Origin of the sequence: Enterovibrio coralii (assembly GCF_001559595.1) — a bacterium.
Lineage (GTDB): Bacteria > Pseudomonadota > Gammaproteobacteria > Enterobacterales > Vibrionaceae > Enterovibrio > Enterovibrio coralii.
Window position 1 is genome coordinate 116288 of sequence record NZ_LNTY01000059.1, and the last position, 20535, is coordinate 136822.

Genomic DNA, 20535 nt, shown 5'->3' on the forward strand with positions numbered 1-20535 from the left:
GAAAGCGATGACAGAAGAGCAGAGCGTTAAACTCAAAGCGTTTTTGAACTGCTTTGTCGAATACCCGCTGTTGACTGAAATTATGGGGGATTTTGACAGACTTAGGCAGAATCGATTGCTCGGCGGTGACCAACAATGCATGTTACTGACGGGGGACACAGGTTGCGGTAAGTCGCATCTCATTCGGTACTATCAAAGCCGAGAGCAGTCTGAACCAAAAGGCAGATTTGATTCCTCCCCCATTCTTGTAAGCAGGATTCCCAGCAAGCTAAGCCTTGAAGAAACGGTTCTGCAGCTCTTAAAGGATCTTGGCCAATTCGGTACAACGACCCGAGGCAGATCGAGAATTACGACTGATTCCAGCCTCACACACTCGCTTGTCGAACTACTTCGAAAAAAGCAGGTTGAGCTCATTATCATCAATGAGTTTCAGGAGCTTATTGAGTACAAGTCAGCTGAGAAAAAACAGGCGATTGCTAATCGTCTGAAGTACATATCAGAAGAAGCTGGCGTTCCGATTGTTCTTGTCGGTATGCCTTGGGCTGAGATGATCGCAGAAGAACCCCAATGGTCTTCAAGATTGGTCACCCGCCGCTCTCTCCCATACTTCAAACTTTCGGAAGACCCCGTCCACTTTGTTCAATTCTTAAAAGGCTTGGCTAAAAAAATGCCCTTTGATAAGCCACCAAAGCTGGAAGATAAGAAAACATCTATCAGTCTCTTCGCTGCAAGCAGAGGTGAGCTAAGAGCCCTTAGGCATTTGATTAACGATGCTGTGAAAGATGCAGTGTTGGAAGATGAACGAGAGTTTAATGTGCAAAGGCTCCACCATTCGTTCACCAAGTTGAATCCTCAAGTGCGGAACCCTTTTGAACTCCCACTCAATGAGATAAAGCTGTCTGAAATAGAACACTACTCAGGCTACAACCCCAGAGCCATGAGCAATGACGATGCACTAACTAATCGCATGTTCAGCGAAAACATCCCACTAAAAGAGCTTTTGAAGAAAAAGGGTTAGCTAGAGACTTTAAAAGCTAAGTATTCCTTAGTACATTTGTGTGCGTGATACTAAGAAAATCTTAGTTACTTATTCTAAGTAGCTGAAGATTTATGGAATCACCTTTCCCAATTAGACTGCGTGCTGCGCGTAAAGTCGCAGGTATGACTCAACAACAGTTAGGCATAAATCTCGGTATGGATCCCAATACAGCCAGTGCGCGCCTCAATCAGTACGAAAAAGGTAAACACGCACCAGATTACCAAACAGCCAAGAGACTGGCTGATGAGCTAGGCGTGCCTGTGGCGTATCTTTATTGTGATAATGATCTGTTGGCATCACTGTTACTAGCCTTGGGCAAACTTCCCCCCAATAAACAGCAGGAGCTGCTGGATGAAATTCGGGCAGACTTCTGATCATTGTCTGCCAGAGTTGAAAAATTTAATGGCTTAAAATTGGACAGAAACGGCTTGGAGCGTGCGCACTAAACCGATAATTTCGGATAAGCTGCGTTTTGGAAGGTCTCAAATGTGTCTACTGAGTCGACGGCTATTCAGACCATGTATTTTCAGTATATTAGAAAAATCGAGTACATGATTCATGTATCAGATAGAAATTGATAAAAAACAATATCATAAACCAGATACATGTTTTATGTATCACGATTCATGTATCTACTTTTGCTAAAGTAGTAACAATAAATATAGTACCTATGCATTTACTTTAATATGCAGTAAAAACAGTATATTAAATTAAAATAGCTCCTAATAATGCGATGGGAGCGACATACAATTCTATGTGTAGATACAACCAAAGCCTAATCTAATGAAGTAGGTAGACCGATCTACTCAAGTGTAAAGAATAGGGCCTAAACGTGCCAGAATTGGTCGGACTGACACAGGTTTGGACAGGAATGTGTTTGAGTTGATGCACTAAACCGTCGGTTTCAGATAAGTATTGTTTGGGCAAATTATGACTTCCGAAATGTCTATCAATCGGTGGCTATTCACCGCCGTTTGGCAGTTCATCTATAAGAAGAGCTAGAGTCGTTTATCAATACGTGCGGGTATCCACTTTGGCGCAAAAACAATTTTAACTCCTCCTTATTACACCTGCATTTGGGTCCAAGTGTTATTGACTTTACTTCATTAGGAAAAAATCCAAACGTAAAATAGGATGCAATTGAACCACAAACGACTCTATATTTGATGTCACTTAAAGCATCTTCAAATTTAATAGAATCGACAGTTGGTGTATGAACCAAACGTGCTTCTTTTTCTTCTATGAAAGCAGGGTTTTTACAAACAAATGAACTTGAAACTATTTCATAAATTACCTTGGTCATTACTCGATGTATGTCATCTAAAGAGGGGCTATTACCATATAAGCTAACAATTTTCTCACATTGTTCAGTGACTAAATTTAGTAATGTGCTTAAGTCATAGTCAACAGGATACAAACCGACATTTGGGAGTTGATCTAGTCTATCGTATTCGATCTCAAAACCTATTGACACGCCAAAACCATCATCAGCATAACCTCGCCATTGAGAAAGCAAGTCTGAATCTGCTGAAAAAGATGCTATGTAAGCGTGTTGATGATTCGCATTCAATGAACTCAACAAGTTTTCAAACGCAAAGCTTGTTCGTGGACAATCAACTGACTGCCGATACTTCTTAACAATCCCTTCAACTGCTCGATATGTCCACAACACTTCCATATCGTCATTCATATTTCTTGTAGACGTTAACCATAAAGATTTGGAACTTAGGATTCCAATTAGGCCATTCATATCTGTGTAATGGTAAAGCAACTTTCAAGCCTCTAAATGTTTTGGATAAATTATCACATTCTGCATAAATTGGCTGCATTTGGATGATTTGCTCCCAGTAATAAATCACAGGGACAGGCGAGTAGCATTAGAGAAATGGATAACTTCTAATAAGCCAAAAGTGCATGAACCGGATATGAACGAGTAAAAGCACTAAGTGGAAATGGGGCAGAAATGAGCCAGAGCAGTTCGGTTCGACACGCTTTAGCGGTGTTTTAATCAGTATCTCAATTTGTGGTAAGTTGTGGTAAATCATTTCCCACAACTTACCACAAACCATTTTGGGACAGATTTGTTCCTGCGCCTTTAAAGGAAAATCGTCGAGTAAGCAGCTATCTAGAGTCTCATAGCGGGATTTGGCATCATAGATTTCTCAAAAATGATCCAACTTTGCTTGCTAGAGTTGATAGTCTTTACTAAGTAATCCTTAGTGTGTGGCGTGAATGTCTAAGCTTTCAATCAGAATCGAACATCGGATAGATGAGTCCCTCGAAAGTTACCTACTTCGTCTAAGCCAAGCTAACTACTTCGAGTCTTATCAATTGCTTAGTAGGGCTGTTAAAGACTGGCTGTATGAGCACGACGAAGAGGCATTTGGGGCGTTCCCACTCCAGTTCAAGACGGTGAATGTATACCACGCTGCACAAAGCAGTGGGTTTCGCGTTCGCGCTCTCCGGTTAATCGATTGGCTTGCTGATACAGAACTACCCCTGTTGCAGCTTGCCTTGTTGGGTTCCTCGACTCGCTTTTGCTTCGCTCACGCCTCCGTGTTTAGGCAAGGCACACACATTCCTTTGTGTTTTGTTCGAAAGGCTGGTGTACCGATATGTCCAGAGTGTTTAAAAGAATCGGAGCATATCCCCCAAGTCTGGCATTTCTTGCCTTATATAGCCTGCCACAAGCATCATTTGGATTTGATAGAGACATGCCCTAGTTGTGGGGCTTTGGTCGACTACTTAACGAGTGAAAAGGTTTCTGAATGCGAATGCGGTTTTGACCTTAAGAATGCGCCTACTCACAAGGCTGACCCATTGCGAGTTTTGCTAAGTTGCTTAGCCGTTGGCGATCCGTTTGATTTTGATGAAACAGCACTCGGGCAGTGCAATCAATCAACGCGATTTGGTGCGCTTCTTTGGTATCACTTGGAGTTTGTTGGAAACCTTGAGCAGGGTAACGCAATCAATGTGGAAGGCCTGAGCGGTGCTATCGGGTTCTTCAATAAATGGCCTGAGTCTTTTCATACAGCGATGGATAGAAGGCTGGCGACTTGGGAAGCGTCACGTTACATCGAATACAACCACACGCCGTTTAGAAAGATTTTTGGTGATGTATTGCTTCACTCTTCCAGACTGCCTTCAAAAGATTTGTCTCATAACTTCGTATTACGTGAGCTCCTGGCGTATCTATCTCATCTGGTTCTTCGCCACCCAAAATCAAAAACAGCGAATGCTGGCGATGTTCTTTTAACTCTATCGGAAACGGCGTCGTTGCTTTCAACCAGCTATGAGCAGGTTGAGAGGCTCTATCAAGAAGGTTTTTTAAAACTGATTTACCGACCTCATCAGCAAACAACAATCCCACCTCACAAGCCTGCATTTCGACTTCGCAATGTCATTGAGTTGGGAGTAGCTCGAATGCAGACCGACGTTTCTAGCGATGTCTATCTTCCTGCGTGGTGATGATGAAAACGCTAAGAGATGTACTGGAAGATGAAGAACCCGACATTGCGCTTCGCAAGGCGTTTGCCGCTTATTCTGAACTGGTTGATGTGACGGGTGAAGAGACTCAAACCCTAATTGTTCTGCTTAACCTAACGTTGAAACGGGATGAAGTTGAATCGTTGACCTCTCGAAAATCAGCAAGAGCAGTTTTGAAAGATGAAGCCCACATAGATTCTTGCCTTGAAGAAGTACGGTGGCTGCACAGTCACAATCTGAAATACCCAGATACACGGGTTCAGGCGCAAAGGATTCTGTGCGGTGATTTGCCTTTGATTGCGGGGGTGTTGGGCTCAGCAAACTGCGAGCGCAGACTAGGGTGGTCTCATAACTCCTCTCAGGTGAACAAGGCCAAGCTGTTTTGTTCAGGATTTATCTGGGAGGGCAGTTCGACGTGTTTGGCTGAAAGCGTTATTAAAAACAGTGATGCTTGGCGCAGAGCTTTTCGTGAGTTTGGCCTGACTAAAACTAAGTTTGAAGAATGGCGGCTACAGCTAAAACAAGTCATGAATACTGACCATTTCCCTTCGGAAGTGAGTGATTACTCCAAGCAAGTCCGTTTTCCTTGGCTGAGCGACTATTTTGCAATAACACCTGTTGTTTCCAGTGCCGTTTTGGCCAAAATCCAGCAACTCCGAACACAAAGATTGGGGCATTTTCGACAGATAGACCACTGCCATCCTGCCAGCGTTGGGGATTTTGCCGCGTCTAGGGGCGGGGGCGTAACTGTTTTGAACTATCCGTTGAACATTGTCTGGCGGAACCACGTAAGCTTGAATCAAAGTCGAATACGCCGAGTTGAGTCAGATAAATCTGCTTTTAACTCATGGGCATTGCTGAATGAACGATTCATTGGCGTTTTGAACAGCCTTATACATCTTGACGAAGAGCCTGTGCTTCGCCGACGCCGCAGACGTCGCGTTTCATTGGTTCGTCAGCTAAGGCGAGGTATTGCTGAGTGGTTGCTGCCGATAATGGAATGGAGGGATAGTCTTCGAGATGGAGCTGATACTCTAGCTGCTATTCGAGAGACTGAGCGTGCGCTTCTCACTGAACCCTTGTCAGATAATACAAAGCTCTTAAAACTTGTTAATCAGCGTTTTCATACAACATTGCAAGACGCTGGTTATCGGAATACTGAATATGCTTACCACCCCAAATTGTTAGAGCCGGTACGAAATCAACTCCGGTGGATACTGGATACGCTTGGTAATGATCAATTTGGCCAACGAAATACCCAGTTCGAGGTTATTCACTTGGAGAACCTTCGAGTGTTTGATGCGCTTTCTTTAGCGAACCCCTATTTAGTAGGTATTCCATCCTTAACGGCTCTATGGGGTTTTATTCATGCTTTTGATAGAAAGCTGAAAACCCTGTTGGGCTGTGAGTTTACGTTCGAGAGTGTGGCATGGCATGTTCGGGAATCTTCGTCCGTATCTGGCTTGAAACTGCCAAGTCCCGCATTAGAGAGAAAGCGAAGTGATCATTTGAAGCGACCAGGGATGATTGAGTCTAAACATTGCGATTTGGTCATGGACTTGGCTATTCGTGTTCATTCGACAGAGCAGTTTCTTCAAACCCGTGATGAACTGGTTGATTTGATAAAAGCGGCTCTGCCATCGCGCTTTGCAGGCGGTGTTATTCACCCGCCATCGCTTTACGAATCAAGAGACTGGTGTTCACTGCGAACAACTCAATCCCTGCATGAGCATGTTTCACGACTACCCGCGACAGGTAGGTGGATAGTACCTGCTACAACTACGCCAAAGTCTTTCGAAAACCTTTGCGAACTCGTTGAACTGAACTCCGATTTGAAGCCAGCTATGTTGGGATATCAGCTGCTGGAAGAACCCATAGAACGACCAAACAGCGTTGCTTCGCTCCACGCATATGCAGAACCGCTTATTGGTCTTTGTGATTGTAAATCTTCGATAGATATTCGGCTTAAAGGTGAGAAATACTTTAACGCGAACTTTTTTTGGAAAATGGATACGGCTACCAGTTCTATTCTAATGCGAAGAGCATAGGGGGTAGTGATGGAGCTTTGCACTCAACTTTCTTATCAAGGGTCTCTTCGGCCAAGTAAGGGCGTGTTTTTCTACGAAGAAGCAGATGGCACGATGAAGCCTTTGCCCATTGACCAGGATGCGATTGTCGGTCAGAAATGCAGTTATTCTGAAGCCTATCAACCCAGCGGTTCACCCAAAAATCTGCAACCTCAAGATTTAGCCTTCGGGAATCCCGTTCGCAGAGAATCGTGTTACGTCCCCCCGACGGTAGACAAAATCGTTTGCCGTTTCTCTTTGCGCGTTGAAGCAAACTCTTTGAGCCCTTTCGTTTGTAACAGTCAAAGTGTGGTTGAAGTACTTCGTGGTCTAGCTGCTGCTTATCAAAGAGCGGGTGGGTATGAAGTGTTAGCGCGGAGGTATTGTAAAAACCTGCTCCTAGGTCAATGGCTCTGGCGTAATCAGCGAAACATGGGTCTCTCGATAACTGTAGCCACCTCTGTGGGTAATGAATACCGAATCGATAATGTTCTTCATCTTGATTGGCATGAGCCTGGCAGGATGACTCCCAAAAAGTATTGAACGGTTTGACCGGAGAACTGGCGTCGGCCCTGTCTGGTGAAGAGCCATTTTGGCTTGCCGATATTAAAGCGAACGTTTCAGCCTCATTCATGCAAGAAATCTTTCCGAGCCAATTGTTCAGTGACGCAAAAGATGGTTCCAACCTTGGCCGTGAGTACGCAAAGGTAAGAAGTGGCGATGGTCAGATTTGGCCAAGTCTGAATGCTGAGAAAATAGGAGCCGCAATTCAGCTTATTGATGATTGGTGGGCTGATGAAGCAGATAAGCGTTTGCGGGTGCATGAGTACGGAGGTGACAAGAAATACCATATCGCTCATCGTATCCCTTCAAGTGGGATTGACGCATACAGTCTACTGAAGAGTGTTGATGATAAAGCAGCACTGTTAGATAGCTTGAAGTGTAGCGATGAGATCCCCTCGGATATCCACTACCTAATGGCCATATTGGTTAAAGGCGGTTTGTTCCAGAAGTCGAGGTCGGCGTGAAGCGTTATTACTTCGTGATCACCTATTTGCCAGAGCAGGCTAGCCAAGAGATTTTGGCGGGGCGATGCATTTCAACCCTGCATGACTTTTTAGTTTTTCACCACATTGGCGGTATCGGGGTAGGATTTCCTAAATGGACAGAGCAAAGCCTCGGCAATCAAATCATGTTTTGCTCTACCAATCAGCAGCGGTTGAGTCAGCTTCATCAATCAAAGTATTTCACAATGATGTTTGATCAAGGGCTGTTTGCGGTCACTGATGTAGAACCTGTTCCAGCAGATACCGCAGAGGTGCGATTTTACCGAAACCAGGGCATTGCCAAGCTGTTTACAGGCGAGAAAAGAAGACGGCTTGAGAGAGCCAAGCGGCGAGCTGCTGAGCGTGGTGAAATGTTTGACCCTGAAAGGATCGGAAGTAATCAGCCGATTGGAATGTTTCATCGAATACTCATGGATAGCCAGAGCACGCAACAACGATTCGTGTTGCATGTCCAAAAGGAAGATGTCGCTGAAGCTTCTGGCACAGACTTTAATGGTTATGGGCTAGCAACTAATCGAGCGTATCGAGGAACAGTGCCGGATATACGTATTCCAGTTTAACCCTTTTTTGGATTGGGATTTTGCAGCTTTAGAAATCAGAAGCTTACAAAGTTGATGTAAAAAGGGTTTTGTTGGCGAAAGTGAGTTAATCGAATGATTTACATAGAAAACTATCCGTTTGACAACGGTGTCCTGCCGCATAGGTAGCTGAGAAAATTAGGTATAGCGAACAAGCTTCCGTGTCACTGTGTCCTGCCGCATAGGTAGCTGAGAAAATCAATTCATGATGAACGGGAGCGAGTTCAGCGTGTACTGCCGCATAGGCAGTTGAGATAAGGTCTGGAAGTTAGCAACCCACACATGGAACCTAAACCTGCCGTAAGGCAGAAGTGAAAAAGCGACATGCCAGAAATTTTTAGCGTGTTTGAAACAATGGAAACCCCATAGGTTTCCTCGCAGCGTGACTGCATGTAATTGGTCAGAGCCGGAAGGCAGCAGCCAGCATACAGAAAGCGGGTGCCGAGGGTTGGCTTGTGGGGTTTCCACCTACATAGGTTCATTCATTCGCTAGGTCGCCAGCCTGCTTCAAAAGCCTTGTAGAGTTCTCTGAGGTTCTTGAATTCTCTACCAACATGCCTATTTACGCAGCGGCTACATATTTTTTTTGAGCTGGGTACGTAGTACTGGAAGCAAACCTGGCATTCGTGAGCTTGCCCGAAATTAATTTTCTCTTCCGACTTCGAATCTTCCTTTTCGGGAATCTTTTTTGGGGGGCTGGGAGCTAACCCCGTATCTTTTTCAGATACAAACTTGGAGTCTGTATTTGCTTGGTCTTCAGTTTGTGGATGTGGAAGTTCTCTATATAGCGTCGCATCTTGTCGTAACAGACTGGCTATACCTTCAATGGTTGAGCAATTTAGCAATGGTGAGTTTTTCACTTGAATGCAGCGGTGTATGTGAAAGTCTCTATCTAGTTGAATAGTTCTCTGGCTACCCGGAAATGGGACATGAACCCCGATGAGATGTCCTATATCTGTAGTACCGACGACATCTACAGTGCCATATTCTGATTGAGCATCCAGCTCCCACTTGTTGATATTCAGTGTGTACTCAAAACCGCCTTCAAAATCAAAAATGCAAATTGAGCTAAGTTTTACAAGTTCCTGTCTGACTAACAGTGCGAGAGAAGTTTCTGGAGAGTAAGAGCAAAGCTCATCTGTTTTGATATCATTATCAGTGACGTGAGCGAAGCAGTGAGCATTAACTTGACCATGTCTAGCAACGACTTGTGTTCCACAGCTAAGGCAAATGCAGTCGCACTTCAAGCCCTGCTCTACATCATCTATACAGACTATTTCATTGGTTAGAATTTTTTTCGCAAAGGCGATTTTTACTTCACCCACCATTTAAAATAATAAACTCTCTGACAATGTTGTTAATTGAAGGGCAAGGAGATGCTTGCCCCTTAGAGGTCTTTAGTTGGAGCAAACCGCAGCTGCATCAAGATTGATGCTACAGGTATTTGATCTCGGTGATTTCCAATAGGTCTTGTCAAATTCAGCGTTGCAGCCAGCGTCTTCCATAAGTGCCACATGGCCATCACATATCAGCATGACCGCATTTTCCCCTTGGAATTCCTGTAGCAGTCGATAGTTAGCCACTTTTCCTTCTTTGGCTAGCGCCTCAAGCTCAGGTAGCTGATTGGGATTGGTTGAGGTGGCACTTGATATAATCTCTTCTTGACTGAGTCCTTCGGTATTCCCCCACTTAAGTTCACCGTCAACAGCTTGGGATACATCTTTCAGAATTGAAGCCATGTCATACATGACTTCATCCGAGTATTTGGCCTGTGTTGAGCAAGATGTTAAAGCCATAAGCAATGCAAGAGTAGTAATTAATCTCATTGGTTCCCCCAAGCTGTTAGCTGTCCGTTTTCACAGAGGCCTGTATCTAAATTCCAATTTTTGAAGAAGTCTGTTTCTGCGCCGTCAAATACAGCTGCTGCGGCTTGTTCCCAAAACAGCTGGATAGTCTTAATCGCCTTATCAAAGACTTCGTCATAGTGTTTTGTCCCATCTGGCGTTTCGAGGCTTTCGATAAATGTTGTATCGACTTCCTCGTGTAGGGGATAGGTTAAGCCTTGTTTTGACGCAACATGCCGAGCCCAAGGAAACAAACGATGTGACTCCTCTGCGTTATCTACAACTGTTTGGAAACCTTTGTGCCAAGCGTTGATGTTAGGCTGACATTCACTGGCATAGTCTGGGTAGACTGCATTGAGCGCGGTGTGCCAGATGTCGCTGATAATCGGATCAATCGAACTGTCGTCATTAACATCAACGCAGCCGCCTATGTTTTCTTTTACACGGTCAGCCATGCCAATATCGCCTAGGTTCAATCGAGAAGACCAGATATAGGCATCTTGATTCATTTCACAAACACGATGGGCTTTAGCGTTTTCAGCGTAAGGGCCAACTTTCATTTCAACCACGGGATGAATGGTAATGTCAGCGGCAACGTGTGCGACGAAGCCACATAGCCACGCAAAGGCTTTTTCTTGGTGTTCGCTATTTACTGATTTCACTTGCTGAACGAGAGCGTTTATTAGCTTGCCGACATTGTTGTAATGCATTTCGTCAGCCCATTTGTTTTGGGCTGAATCCATGAGATCCAGATAAGGGTAATCAGGGCTGACGCAACCGAGTTCCAAATACCTTTTGTTTTGAGCTAAAGCCTTTTTGGCTTCTCGGGGCATATTTAGAATCATCAAAGCGTTGTTCGCAGAAGCCACGTTAACTGCGGTGATATGAGCAAAAGCGCCTGGCATAGTCATCTCCATTCATATTGAATGATGAGTTTACTATGTAATGTGCTTGTTGTTTTTCGACTCGAATCTGATAAAAGACAAAGAGTTAAACCAAGCTCTGTGTTCATCTTTATATCAATTAAAATACTGTTTCTATGGCGGCTGGTTGCTTGTTCTTTACTATGGTGGGTAATGACGATGATCTATTTGGGATACAAATTCCCCATGGATATTTTAAGGTTTGGTTTCGCTCATACTGGTAAATAGTAACAGGGGGAAGATTTCGCCGATCGTAGGCTTGTCCGAACCTGAAGGCGACACTGTTTTGTGATGCCAATATTAGGTGGATTTTCTCATATCCATCCACCAATTGAGCTTTAATGCATTCAATAAATTCATAGGCTAAGCGGTCTTGTTTTGTTTTGGACCAGTGGTTATTGAACCTTGGGTTCATAAGGCTAAGCTGAAGCAGGTTCATACCAGAGAAAGTATCTTTTATTGCTTCAATATCTGCGTGATAGGAAAATGATATAGCTACAACTAGCTCTTTTGATTCCTCGTTTTTGACAACGTTTTTCACAATAAATTTTTCATCGTCATCTTTACTTTTCAGCTCTCCCCATGATGATGACTCTCTATTCCAATCAACTACTTGGATAGATGATTCATCGTCTAGGAGATAACCTGTAAGAAAGGCAAATGGCACTGGAACAATACCTCCGTAGATGATTTCGACATCGTCCGCCCCTTTTTGGAGTCTTCGCTCTTCGATTGACCGCTCGATCCCCAATACTTTATCTAGAGCCTTAGTTGGGTTGCTGACAGCACCGTTAGTTAAGCTATCTCTTATGTCAATAACAATGCCGTTAACTTGTTTACCTTTGTTCAGGTTTCCAGCGAATGCTGAAAGAGTATCGTCTGAGGTGTTTACTAGTCCTCGTTGCTCAATAGGAATAACTACTTTTTGGGATAGCCGTTTTCGTTCTGTGATGGCATCCAAAATTAACCATATTACGCCCAATGCAATAAGGAAAACGCCAATTGCAAAAGCGATAAAAACTAGTATTTCAGGAACTTCAGAGCTCGAAAACTTAACGCCAATAGAGTCATGAGCTGAGTCGTAAGCAACAGCCAAAGCCCAATCACCTGCTAGTGATAGAGTAAGGAGAGTTATCCCACTACCTAATACTCTTGCTGCTGGCGACTTGCGTCGAAAAAGCCACTTTATCGTATTCTTTAGAACTGTATTTATGTTGGACATTTTATCCCTTCAAATGCTTATCGTTGACTACGGATAATTGAGAAAGATATTGCTCGATGGTTAGCTCTCCTGGGTGTACACCGCCACCGAGCCATTCTCCGGTAGAAAGCCACAATTCCCAATACAATAGCCATTCCATTGTCCAAGGAATGATCGACTCGGCGATTAACATTTTTGAGTGCCAATCGTTAGAACCTCTTCGGTTGAAAAGCACGCAAGGCTTCGTGTTTGAGTCCGAGTAGAATTCATGTGGTGATCGTTTCCCATCCGCCAGTTCTCTTAGATTTGGATGTAGGATTTCAATGACAGGAATGTCATTAATGCCTCTCCAAGTTACTTGTACTTCATATTTCCTACTAAGTTTTGAAGGCTGCATGTACGATCTCCACTCAAGCACAAGACCGTTTTGTCTCTTTACAACTCTCCCTTTACCTTCTGGGTAGAGGTTTTTTAGTGCCGCAAGCTGTTTATTCAAAACAAATCTCATAAAGCTAATCCGATAGCTCACCGAAAAAATTGTGCTTCGGTACTGGCTTTGCGAGGGCAACACCAGGTATCCCCAGACCCAGCCCCGTACTAGCTATAATCGCTTGGTTTAGAGCTCTTCTTGTAGTCAGAGTGTCTGCTAATATGCCAGCTAGCCCTTTAGTAGATTGAGCTCCAAATATTTTTGTTGCCGTAGCAACGGTTTGGTCTAAGCCCTGATTGAACTCCAGAATTTCAACGATGTCGTTCTTTGCGTCCTCATACCAAGCTTTGAACGATTGAGCCAAGATTGGTTTTTCTCTCCATTTATCTGCGAAATTTTCTGTTGGCAGTGATGGGTTAACGATTTCATATTGAATCGTTCCATCAGACAGAGGTTTGCCGTGGATATAGGTAGGCATACTTTCGATGACATCCAGCATAAGATCGAAGGGATTGTCATATTCTTTGCCTGAGGCAATGCAATCGTTATAGGCACGGGCTGCTAGAGTTGTCAGCACAATGCTTATTGGAGCAAAGTCTTTGTAGAAATTTCCTTCATCACTTTTCCAGATATCACGGTGTCTTTTTAAAAGCTGAACGACTATCTGAAGTACCGTTTTTCGGGTTTGGCCTGGGAGATCTTCAACAGTACCGGCTCTGAGTTCTTGCTTTGATTTATATGCGCTTCTTCTGCTCCATCGCACTTCCTTGCTACAGATTGATCTGAACCAAGCTCTGTATCCATAAGGATGAGACGGACTATTTGCCGTAAATATGTCCGCTACACGAACGCTGTTTTGTCGGCTTGGGCGAGACTGGTCTTCAGGCATGCTTGGAGTAATATCCATGTGGAAACTAGTGCCTTCTTCCGACCCATACTGCATTGTTACACATCGCCGTTTTGGTTCAGGTTCGACTTTCTCACTGTATCGACTCGACTGTTTTAATTCATGGATTAGATCTCTTAGAAGCTGATTTGCCTCATATTGATTCAAGGGGTAGCTCTGCTCGGGGAGGTGTAAAACAAGGTCAATGTCCATATCTGATTTCGCGTCTAGTGGTTTGACGGAAGTCCCAATACCCACGCTACCTTGGGCATAGATATAACAATCTTTAAGCCATCCACCCCTATTGGAAAGGTAAGAACCAATAGCTTGGTACGCGGATTTGAGTTTGCCCAACTGGGTTTCAGTAAGATCCAAATTGGATGTTATGTGAGCGATCATCTCGAAGCTAAATTCCTTGTCGCTCTGACTAAGCTGTCTTAGTGCTTTAAAGTTCTGCATGTCCAGTTGATCCTCAAATCTGCATGGAAGTAATCAAACTATATTCATATGCGACATAATTTAACGGATCGAAATGATACGATCAATAGATCGTGTTGATCTTTTTTATGTTTTCATATTACACTTGAAAAGTATCCTTGCTATGATGTTCCCAAAGAACACTAGTCGGTAATGAAAAATGACTGTGACAGATAGAGACACTGAGATGAACGAGGTCAGTGCGAGACTTGCTTATGTTGATTTTAAGCTTCGTTTTACAGGGCAGGTGACACGTGCGGATTTAAAAAGCGCTTTTGGTATAGCGGAAGCTGCCGCATCACGTGTTTTAACTGAGTACTCAAAGCAAAGGCCAAATAACAAAACACAGAAAACTAACACGATCGTTAGGGAAGGCTTCGAACCTCTGGTCGATTTTGATGCTGAACTTGCTTTAGGGATGCTTGCTAATGGGTTTAATAGCAATAAGCTTTTCGGAGTAACAGAACTAACTTATGAAAAAATTGGCAAGGTTCCCAATCAATTAAATCTTTGTGAAGTAGCCATGATTACTAGAGCAATAGCGGGAAGTTACTCGATTTCGTGTAATTACCTCTCTGAGAATAGTGGTAATCACGAAATGAGAACATTGGTTCCTCTTGCGATTATGCATGACGGGTCTAGTTGGATGTTTAGGGCTTTTGATAGATCTGAAGTAAAAAATATAAAATTCAAGAACTTCCACTTTGCAAGAGTTAGAAATGTTACCGAAAACTTTGAAGTAAAAGCAGACAAGCAAAAAGATGGTGAAGCATTGTCCAAGGATGAACATTGGAACTTAAGGTTACCTCTGATTCTGAAGCTGCATCCTACTCTCTCTGAGGCTGCGAAAAAGCAGGTGAGAACAGATTTCGGAATATCTGAAGACAAAGATGAACTGTATATCACTGAAAGAGCAGCCTTTCGATGGATTGTAGAAAAAAAATGGTTCATTGATGCTCGAACTGAAGCCCAGAAAAAAGAAGATGAAGAAAATGGTATTCGGCGGTTCTACAAATTTGAGCTTTGCAACCTAGATATGGTCCAGCAAATGGAAGGAGTCTAGTGTTAACCAAAGTTTAGGTCATAGCCTCCGTCGCGAGGTTATGACCTGATCCTGTCACACTTCTATCTAAGACTGAAGTAGTTGAACAATATCAGACATGAGGCGACATTCAGACTGTAACTTTCTTTCATAAACACAATTGCATCTTTAGTGCTAAACGGATTTGCAAACTTATGGTGCCTCACCTTGCAAACATATGGTGTCCTAAATGTCGTAACCCACTGATTATCCATACTTGGCTTTGAAGCTTTATGGTGTCGGCAACAGTTTCAAAATTCTCCTTACTTTCTCGTTGTAATCATCTTTTCCCCACCGAACCGAGCGATCCTGAGTCCGTGTCTTATTCCACGCAACCATACTCAGAATGAAAAAGCTCCATTTAACGCGTCAATTACAACGCTGCACCAGTAAACGCTTTGAGCTTTACGCTATCTCTCGCATCATCCATAAAGTCGATGATCTCGACGTTAAATTCATCACTCAGCAATATGTCGCGCGGCCAGAAGGCTTCGCTCTGACTGATTTGTACTTGCCTCAGCTTCAACTCCACATCGAAATTGACGAAGGTTTTCATAAGCAACAAGTCAATGCCGATAAAATTCGAGAGCTCGACATCGTGACGGCCACACAGCACGAGGTGTTTCGTATCGATGCATCGGTCTCGATCGAGCAAATTAATCAGCAAGTTGATGAGTTAGTAACGTTAATTAAGGCCAAAATCGCCGAAGAGAAGGGAAAAGGAACATTTGTGCCTTGGAACCCTGAGTTTGAACACTCAATTGCGCGCTTCAAGGCACTGGGATATGTGGATATTGTCGATGATGTTGCGTTTAAAACCTGCATGGAAGTGTGCAACCTTTTCGGTCACAACTACAAAGGTTTCCAAGGTTCATCAACGACGGTGCCCGGTTATCCAAATCATAAACTGTGGTTCCCAAAATTATACCCGAATGGCGAGTGGCTAAATGAGTTGAGTCAGGGCGGCAAAGAGATCCTTGAATACAACATTGAGTCGCAAGAAAAACGCGCAGCGGTGATCGAAATGAACCTTCAGCAAGACATCACTATGATTGTGTTCGCACGCGTAAAAAACGAATTGGGTCAGGTGATGTACCGTTTTCGTGGTGTGTTTGTCCAAGACAGAGAAAAAACCTCGGTTGAAGCAGGCTCTTACTGGAAGCGTGTGGCTGAAAGGATTTACATCAAGGCATAGGTCGTCAACGCACCACAATCAGTGATTAAACTTAACCGATATCAAAGTGAAAGGTGTCGGTTAATACTTACAAATCAATAGAACATATATTAGGTATCGCGTGGGAAGTGAGATTTTGTTTTCTGCTGCTATCGCCTCTCTGCGCAAGGCGGCGAGTTAGAGAGAAAATTGAGTGTCCGAACTTATTCACTGCTTTCAATCGTTCAGTGTTTATGGCTTCCTTTACATCTCTAATAGTCAGTCCTCAAAGACTCACCTCGCCATTACATGCCGCTTCTCGCGTATGATTTTTCTGTCATAGATGCAAGCGTTTGCCTCAATTTACGCGTTGAAATCTTAGTTTGACGTACCGCACACTTTTTAAGAGAAATTGGTTAAAAATAGCCCTTGAAAAAGTGCGAAAAAGGAGCGATTATCCGCGCCCTCTCTAGTTCTTTAATAGTGCAAATGCCCCATGAATTTTACGCAGTTCGATTCGCTGCCACCGCCACAGATTGCGGAGCGTGCAGCTGAGATTGGTGTTGCGAAAGCCACCAAAGATCCACATAAATCTTTCCTGCTGGCAATCTCGGCCGGTATCCATATTGGTATCGCGTTCATCTTCTACACCACGGTAACAACGGGTGCAGGAGACATGGCATGGGGCATGTCGCGTTTCATTGGTGGTCTGGCATTTAGCCTAGGTCTTATCCTAGTGATCATCACTGGTGGTGAGCTGTTTACCAGTTCTGTGTTGACACTGGTAGCGCGTGCCAACGGTAAAATCTCGTGGAAAGCACTGTTTAAAAACTGGGCTGTGGTTTATGGCGGTAACCTAGTTGGTGCGGTATTGCTGGTCATTTGTATGCTGATTGCACAGCAGTACATGTTCGGCAAGGGCGAGGTTGGCATCAACGCGATGCACATTGCGCAGCACAAGCTTCACCATAACTTCTTCCAGGCGGTTGCTCTGGGCATTATGTGTAATGTGTTGGTTTGTATTGCTGTTTGGATGACTTACAGCGGCCGCACGTTAACAGACAAAATTTTGGTGATGATCCTGCCTGTGGCCATGTTTGTTTCTGCAGGTTTTGAGCACTGTATTGCGAACATGTTCCAGGTACCGATGGCGATTGGCATCAAGTACTTTGCACCAGAGTCATTCTGGGCAATGACAGGTGCGAACATTGCAGACTTTGCTGATCTGACCATGTCGAACTTCATCATCAACAACCTGATCCCAGTGACATTGGGTAACATCATCGGTGGTGGTTTGTTCGTTGGCATGTGGTACTGGATGATTTACCTGCGCGACTAACAGAAACGAATAATGTAAGAAGGCCTGCGGCGAAAACCGCAGGCCTTTTTTCGTTAAGCCGAACTAAGAGGATGAGCCATCATCACTTTTTTGCGTCTGGCATTCCGGAGCCTCTGAGCCTTCTGTACAGTTTTTGTCGGCGTCAGAAGCCAGTGCCGTGCCAGAAAAGAATACGGCGATGGCGAATAGCAGTGATTGAAGCATATTCATTGCAAAATCTCCTTTCCTATGGAGTGTGGGTTCGGAAAATTGCTGCAGCGAATATACTGTGGCGCATTCAAGTGCCGTCAATGTTAGCTGTCTGTAAAGGCAGTGTTAGGGTGACATCTTGTCTAACTAATCAAACAGTCACTGTCAGGTTTCTATCGAGACATCATCAATGGGCTTACTGCAACAACTCAAAATGTAACCTTCATCGATTTCTTCTTCACTGATGCCGCCGTTGTGTTCCATGTTGACGTTACCGGACAGCAATTTGACTTTGCAGGATCCGCAAATCCCCATCCCACACGCTTTCGGCACATGTATACCCAATTTCGTGCTCGCCGCATGAATGGTTTCGGCCTCAGAAACTGTCACTGACATGCCTCATCGATAAACTCAACGCAAAATCCAGGCTGTGGAGTTTCTTCTGCAATGTGTGCAAGCTCTGCCGATTCTTCAGCATCTTCGATGGCATCTGGCGGTGTTTCGCCAAAGCTTTCTTCATGGTAGCGAGACATGTCATAGTCAAGGTTGCCTAGCATCTCTCGCACGGCTTTCATGTAAGGCTCTGGCCCACAGCAATACACCTCTCGCTGGAGCACGTCAGGGGCGATGAGTTCGAGCAATTGCTGGGTTAAGAATCCGCGATAGCCGTGCCAGCTTTCACCAATGTCATAGCGTTCACAGATGATGGAAAGGTCAAAGTTGTCGATGCGTGAGCTCATAAGCTCGAGTTCTTTGAGGAAGATTATGTCTTTAGGCGTTTGCGAACTATGGATAAACTTCATGTCCACGGCACTGTTGGTGTCATACCACCAACGTGTCATCGACATCACGGGCGTAATGCCGACACCGCCAGAGAGAAACAACGCTTTGTCCGTTGGAAAGTCGATGCAGTTAAAGTTGCCGATGGGGCCATGTACCGCCATTTCGTCATCAACACGAAGGTTGTCGTGAAGCCAGTTAGACACCAATCCATGCTTTTGACGTTTTACCGTGATGGAAAAGCTGTAAGGCACCGAAGGTGAGGAGGAGATGGTGTAGCTGCGCATTACCTGCTCGCCACCAATGTTTAATTCCAAGGTGACAAACTGCCCCGGTTTGAAAAAGAACATGATGGGCGTTTGGCTCATAAAGCAAAACGTTTTAACGTCATGGGTTTCCTGAACCACTTTGACGCAGCGAACGACATGGCGACCGTTTACCCAGGTTTGGGTGTTGACGGGGTTTAAGCTGTTATCTTGGAGGATGTCCGGCTCATTCATTCGCGTTTCCCCTGCAGTTCTTATTCTGTGTTTTGAGTGCCGCGTCAGTCGCCAAGGTTGGCTTCTAAACGCTCGCAGTACCAGTTGACGAAATTGATCACCCCAAACTCGTAAGTTTTGGAATAAGGGCCCGGACGATAACCGACAGAGTTGACACCACGCTGGTTATTCTCCGATAAGGTGCGGTCTTGTGCGTTGGTTGCATCCCAGACTTTTCGCACATTCTCTGGGTCGTAATCCACGCCTTCTTTGGCATCTTTGTGGACTAGCCAACGGGTGATGACTTTGGTTTCTTGTGGGCTGATAGGTAAGATCTGGAATGCTATCAGGTGGTCACCCATCCCGTGGTTCCAAGAATTTGGCAGATGGAGAATGCGCAGCGCACCTAAGTCTGGCGTCGTCACTCGTCCCAGCAATTTTGTGCACGCGACGCTGCCATCCATGGTCATTGAATGGGTGCCTTCTTTCAGCGGTGTTCGCACGACGCGGTTGCGATTGTCATAACGCATTTGATATTGAAACGGAATGTCGTGCTTGGTCCAAAACGCCTGCATTTTTTCGACGAGTGCTTTGAATTCAGGGGTTGCTCGTGGGTCGTTGTTGTCGTCCCATTCGAGCAACGAATTCAGTAACTCTGGGTGCGAGCCATCACAGTGATAGCACTCGCGGTTGTTCTCAACGACCAGCTTCCAGTTGGCTTTCTCGATAATTTCACTTTGCACCGCGACCTTCGCGTTATCGAGGTCGTAAGGTTCGAGGTAATAGGCGAGATCGTCTAAAAACGCATCAATCGGTGGTGGGGTCTCGGCCAGACATACAAAGATGTATCCGCCCGAGGCGCGGCAATGCACAGAGCCGAGAGAAAAGCCCGACTTGTCGAAGTCATCGCCCATATCACTACCGGCATACACCAAAGAGCCGTCGAGGTCATAGGCCCATTGGTGGTAAGGGCACACCAGTTTTGGCATTTTCCCGCGATGAGTCAGACAGATTTTTGAACCCCGATGGCGGCATGTGTTGTGAAAGGCGCGAAGCGCGTTTTGGTTGTCACGCACGATGATGACTGAGTTTTTGCCGATATCGACAGTGATGAAACTGCCTTTCTTGGGTAATTCACAGGTCATGCCTGCAAATATCCATTCCTTGGCAAAAATCTCTTCCATGTCCATTTGGAAGATGGCTTCACTGTTATAAAACGGCTGTTCAAGCGTGTAATCAGGAATACGTCGCTTCAACATGGCTTTCACCATCGCGTGTGGTGAGGGCTCTGCGTCTACATTCCAAATTGGCAACTGATCCATGGTGATTCCTTTCGCCTCGCGTGGGTTAAATCGGGCATGACTGCGCCGGATCCCAGTTTTTGGTGCATCATGGCAATATTGACGCGGTTTGTGTGGGTTTATTTATGTAAAAACGACCCGCTAATTGTCGTTTTACGACCCGTAGACAAGCGAGAGAAAGTCATTGGCGTTTGATGGGATCCACATGGCGCAAAT

21 protein-coding genes and 1 other RNA gene are annotated in these 20535 nt (G+C 44.7%); 11 read left to right on the top strand and 11 right to left on the bottom strand.

Annotated elements, in window-relative coordinates; translation table 11 throughout:
* Nucleotides 1-7 precede the first annotated feature (7 nt).
* Together ATN88_RS23165 and ATN88_RS23170 are read left to right on the top strand one after the other, a co-directional pair.
* A complete protein-coding gene (locus ATN88_RS23165) occupies nucleotides 8-1018 on the top strand; it encodes a TniB family NTP-binding protein (RefSeq protein WP_269748233.1) in 1011 nt (336 codons plus the stop codon).
* Between the two features lie 92 nt (nucleotides 1019-1110).
* The gene (locus ATN88_RS23170; protein WP_067419873.1) at nucleotides 1111-1413 is read left to right on the top strand and encodes a helix-turn-helix domain-containing protein; all 303 of its coding nucleotides are present in this window, start codon (nucleotides 1111-1113) and stop codon (nucleotides 1411-1413) included.
* Between the two features lie 608 nt (nucleotides 1414-2021).
* Here the strand turns inward: ATN88_RS23170 and ATN88_RS23175 are convergent.
* Nucleotides 2022-2717 carry a DUF2971 domain-containing protein gene (locus tag ATN88_RS23175; protein ID WP_067419874.1) on the bottom strand — a complete coding sequence of 232 codons (696 nt, stop codon included), beginning with the start codon at nucleotides 2715-2717 and terminating at the stop codon, nucleotides 2022-2024.
* A gap of 554 nt (nucleotides 2718-3271) precedes the next feature.
* On the opposite strand from ATN88_RS23175, the gene ATN88_RS23180 reads away from it, so the two are divergent.
* The 6 genes from ATN88_RS23180 (at nucleotide 3272) to ffs (ending at nucleotide 8697) form a co-directional block, all read left to right on the top strand.
* On the top strand, nucleotides 3272-4507 hold the full coding sequence (locus ATN88_RS23180; protein ID WP_067419875.1) for a TniQ family protein: 1236 nt from the start codon (nucleotides 3272-3274) through the stop codon (nucleotides 4505-4507).
* A gap of 2 nt (nucleotides 4508-4509) precedes the next feature.
* Nucleotides 4510-6573, top strand: coding sequence for a type I-F CRISPR-associated protein Csy2 (locus ATN88_RS23185; RefSeq protein ID WP_198158443.1), 2064 nt, complete (start codon nucleotides 4510-4512; stop codon nucleotides 6571-6573).
* Nucleotides 6574-6582: 9 nt separating this feature from the next.
* Complete coding sequence (locus tag ATN88_RS29035) at nucleotides 6583-7134, top strand: type I-F CRISPR-associated protein Cas7f/Csy3 (protein WP_067419877.1); 552 nt, start codon at nucleotides 6583-6585, stop codon at nucleotides 7132-7134.
* The gene (locus tag ATN88_RS28470) at nucleotides 7131-7619 is read left to right on the top strand and encodes a type I-F CRISPR-associated protein Cas7f/Csy3 (protein ID WP_067419878.1); all 489 of its coding nucleotides are present in this window, start codon (nucleotides 7131-7133) and stop codon (nucleotides 7617-7619) included. Before ATN88_RS29035 ends, ATN88_RS28470 begins: the two co-directional genes overlap by 4 nt.
* On the top strand, nucleotides 7616-8218 hold the full coding sequence (gene cas6f / locus ATN88_RS23200; protein WP_067419879.1) for a type I-F CRISPR-associated endoribonuclease Cas6/Csy4: 603 nt from the start codon (nucleotides 7616-7618) through the stop codon (nucleotides 8216-8218). Before ATN88_RS28470 ends, cas6f begins: the two co-directional genes overlap by 4 nt.
* Before the next feature lie 382 nt (nucleotides 8219-8600).
* Nucleotides 8601-8697, top strand: an RNA gene (gene ffs / locus ATN88_RS23205) — signal recognition particle sRNA small type.
* Between the two features lie 21 nt (nucleotides 8698-8718).
* Here ffs and ATN88_RS23210 read toward each other — a convergent pair.
* From ATN88_RS23210 to ATN88_RS23235, 6 genes are all read right to left on the bottom strand, one after another.
* A complete protein-coding gene (locus tag ATN88_RS23210) occupies nucleotides 8719-9564 on the bottom strand; it encodes a hypothetical protein (protein ID WP_067419880.1) in 846 nt (281 codons plus the stop codon).
* 69 nt (nucleotides 9565-9633) lie between these two features.
* The gene (locus ATN88_RS23215; RefSeq protein WP_232313497.1) at nucleotides 9634-10032 is read right to left on the bottom strand and encodes a hypothetical protein; all 399 of its coding nucleotides are present in this window, start codon (nucleotides 10030-10032) and stop codon (nucleotides 9634-9636) included.
* A 26-nt stretch (nucleotides 10033-10058) separates the two neighbouring features.
* A complete protein-coding gene (locus tag ATN88_RS23220; protein WP_067419882.1) occupies nucleotides 10059-10985 on the bottom strand; it encodes a zinc dependent phospholipase C family protein in 927 nt (308 codons plus the stop codon).
* A gap of 118 nt (nucleotides 10986-11103) precedes the next feature.
* Nucleotides 11104-12225, bottom strand: a complete 1122-nt coding sequence (locus tag ATN88_RS23225; protein WP_067419883.1) for an SAVED domain-containing protein — start codon at nucleotides 12223-12225, stop codon at nucleotides 11104-11106.
* 1 nt (nucleotide 12226) lies between these two features.
* Nucleotides 12227-12700, bottom strand: a complete 474-nt coding sequence (locus tag ATN88_RS23230) for a hypothetical protein (protein ID WP_232313498.1) — start codon at nucleotides 12698-12700, stop codon at nucleotides 12227-12229.
* 16 nt (nucleotides 12701-12716) lie between these two features.
* Nucleotides 12717-13979, bottom strand: a complete 1263-nt coding sequence (locus ATN88_RS23235; protein ID WP_067419885.1) for a nucleotidyltransferase domain-containing protein — start codon at nucleotides 13977-13979, stop codon at nucleotides 12717-12719.
* 178 nt (nucleotides 13980-14157) lie between these two features.
* On the opposite strand from ATN88_RS23235, the gene ATN88_RS23240 reads away from it, so the two are divergent.
* The 3 genes from ATN88_RS23240 to focA all read left to right on the top strand — a co-directional run bounded on the left by ATN88_RS23240 (nucleotide 14158) and on the right by focA (nucleotide 17570).
* Nucleotides 14158-15060, top strand: coding sequence for a WYL domain-containing protein (locus ATN88_RS23240; protein WP_067419886.1), 903 nt, complete (start codon nucleotides 14158-14160; stop codon nucleotides 15058-15060).
* A 364-nt stretch (nucleotides 15061-15424) separates the two neighbouring features.
* On the top strand, nucleotides 15425-16273 hold the full coding sequence (locus tag ATN88_RS23245; protein ID WP_067419887.1) for an AbaSI family restriction endonuclease: 849 nt from the start codon (nucleotides 15425-15427) through the stop codon (nucleotides 16271-16273).
* Between the two features lie 454 nt (nucleotides 16274-16727).
* On the top strand, nucleotides 16728-17570 hold the full coding sequence (focA, locus tag ATN88_RS23250; RefSeq protein WP_067419888.1) for a formate transporter FocA: 843 nt from the start codon (nucleotides 16728-16730) through the stop codon (nucleotides 17568-17570).
* 63 nt (nucleotides 17571-17633) lie between these two features.
* On the opposite strand, the gene ATN88_RS26265 is transcribed toward focA, so the two are convergent.
* From ATN88_RS26265 to ATN88_RS23260, 4 genes are all read right to left on the bottom strand, one after another.
* A complete protein-coding gene (locus ATN88_RS26265; protein WP_198158445.1) occupies nucleotides 17634-17780 on the bottom strand; it encodes a hypothetical protein in 147 nt (48 codons plus the stop codon).
* Between the two features lie 144 nt (nucleotides 17781-17924).
* A complete protein-coding gene (locus tag ATN88_RS28475) occupies nucleotides 17925-18149 on the bottom strand; it encodes a 2Fe-2S iron-sulfur cluster-binding protein (protein WP_269748231.1) in 225 nt (74 codons plus the stop codon).
* Nucleotides 18146-19039 carry an FAD-binding oxidoreductase gene (locus tag ATN88_RS23255; protein WP_269748232.1) on the bottom strand — a complete coding sequence of 298 codons (894 nt, stop codon included), beginning with the start codon at nucleotides 19037-19039 and terminating at the stop codon, nucleotides 18146-18148. Before ATN88_RS23255 ends, ATN88_RS28475 begins: the two co-directional genes overlap by 4 nt.
* A gap of 44 nt (nucleotides 19040-19083) precedes the next feature.
* Nucleotides 19084-20340, bottom strand: a complete 1257-nt coding sequence (locus ATN88_RS23260) for an aromatic ring-hydroxylating oxygenase subunit alpha (RefSeq protein ID WP_067419889.1) — start codon at nucleotides 20338-20340, stop codon at nucleotides 19084-19086.
* Between the last annotated feature and the right edge of the window lie 195 nt (nucleotides 20341-20535).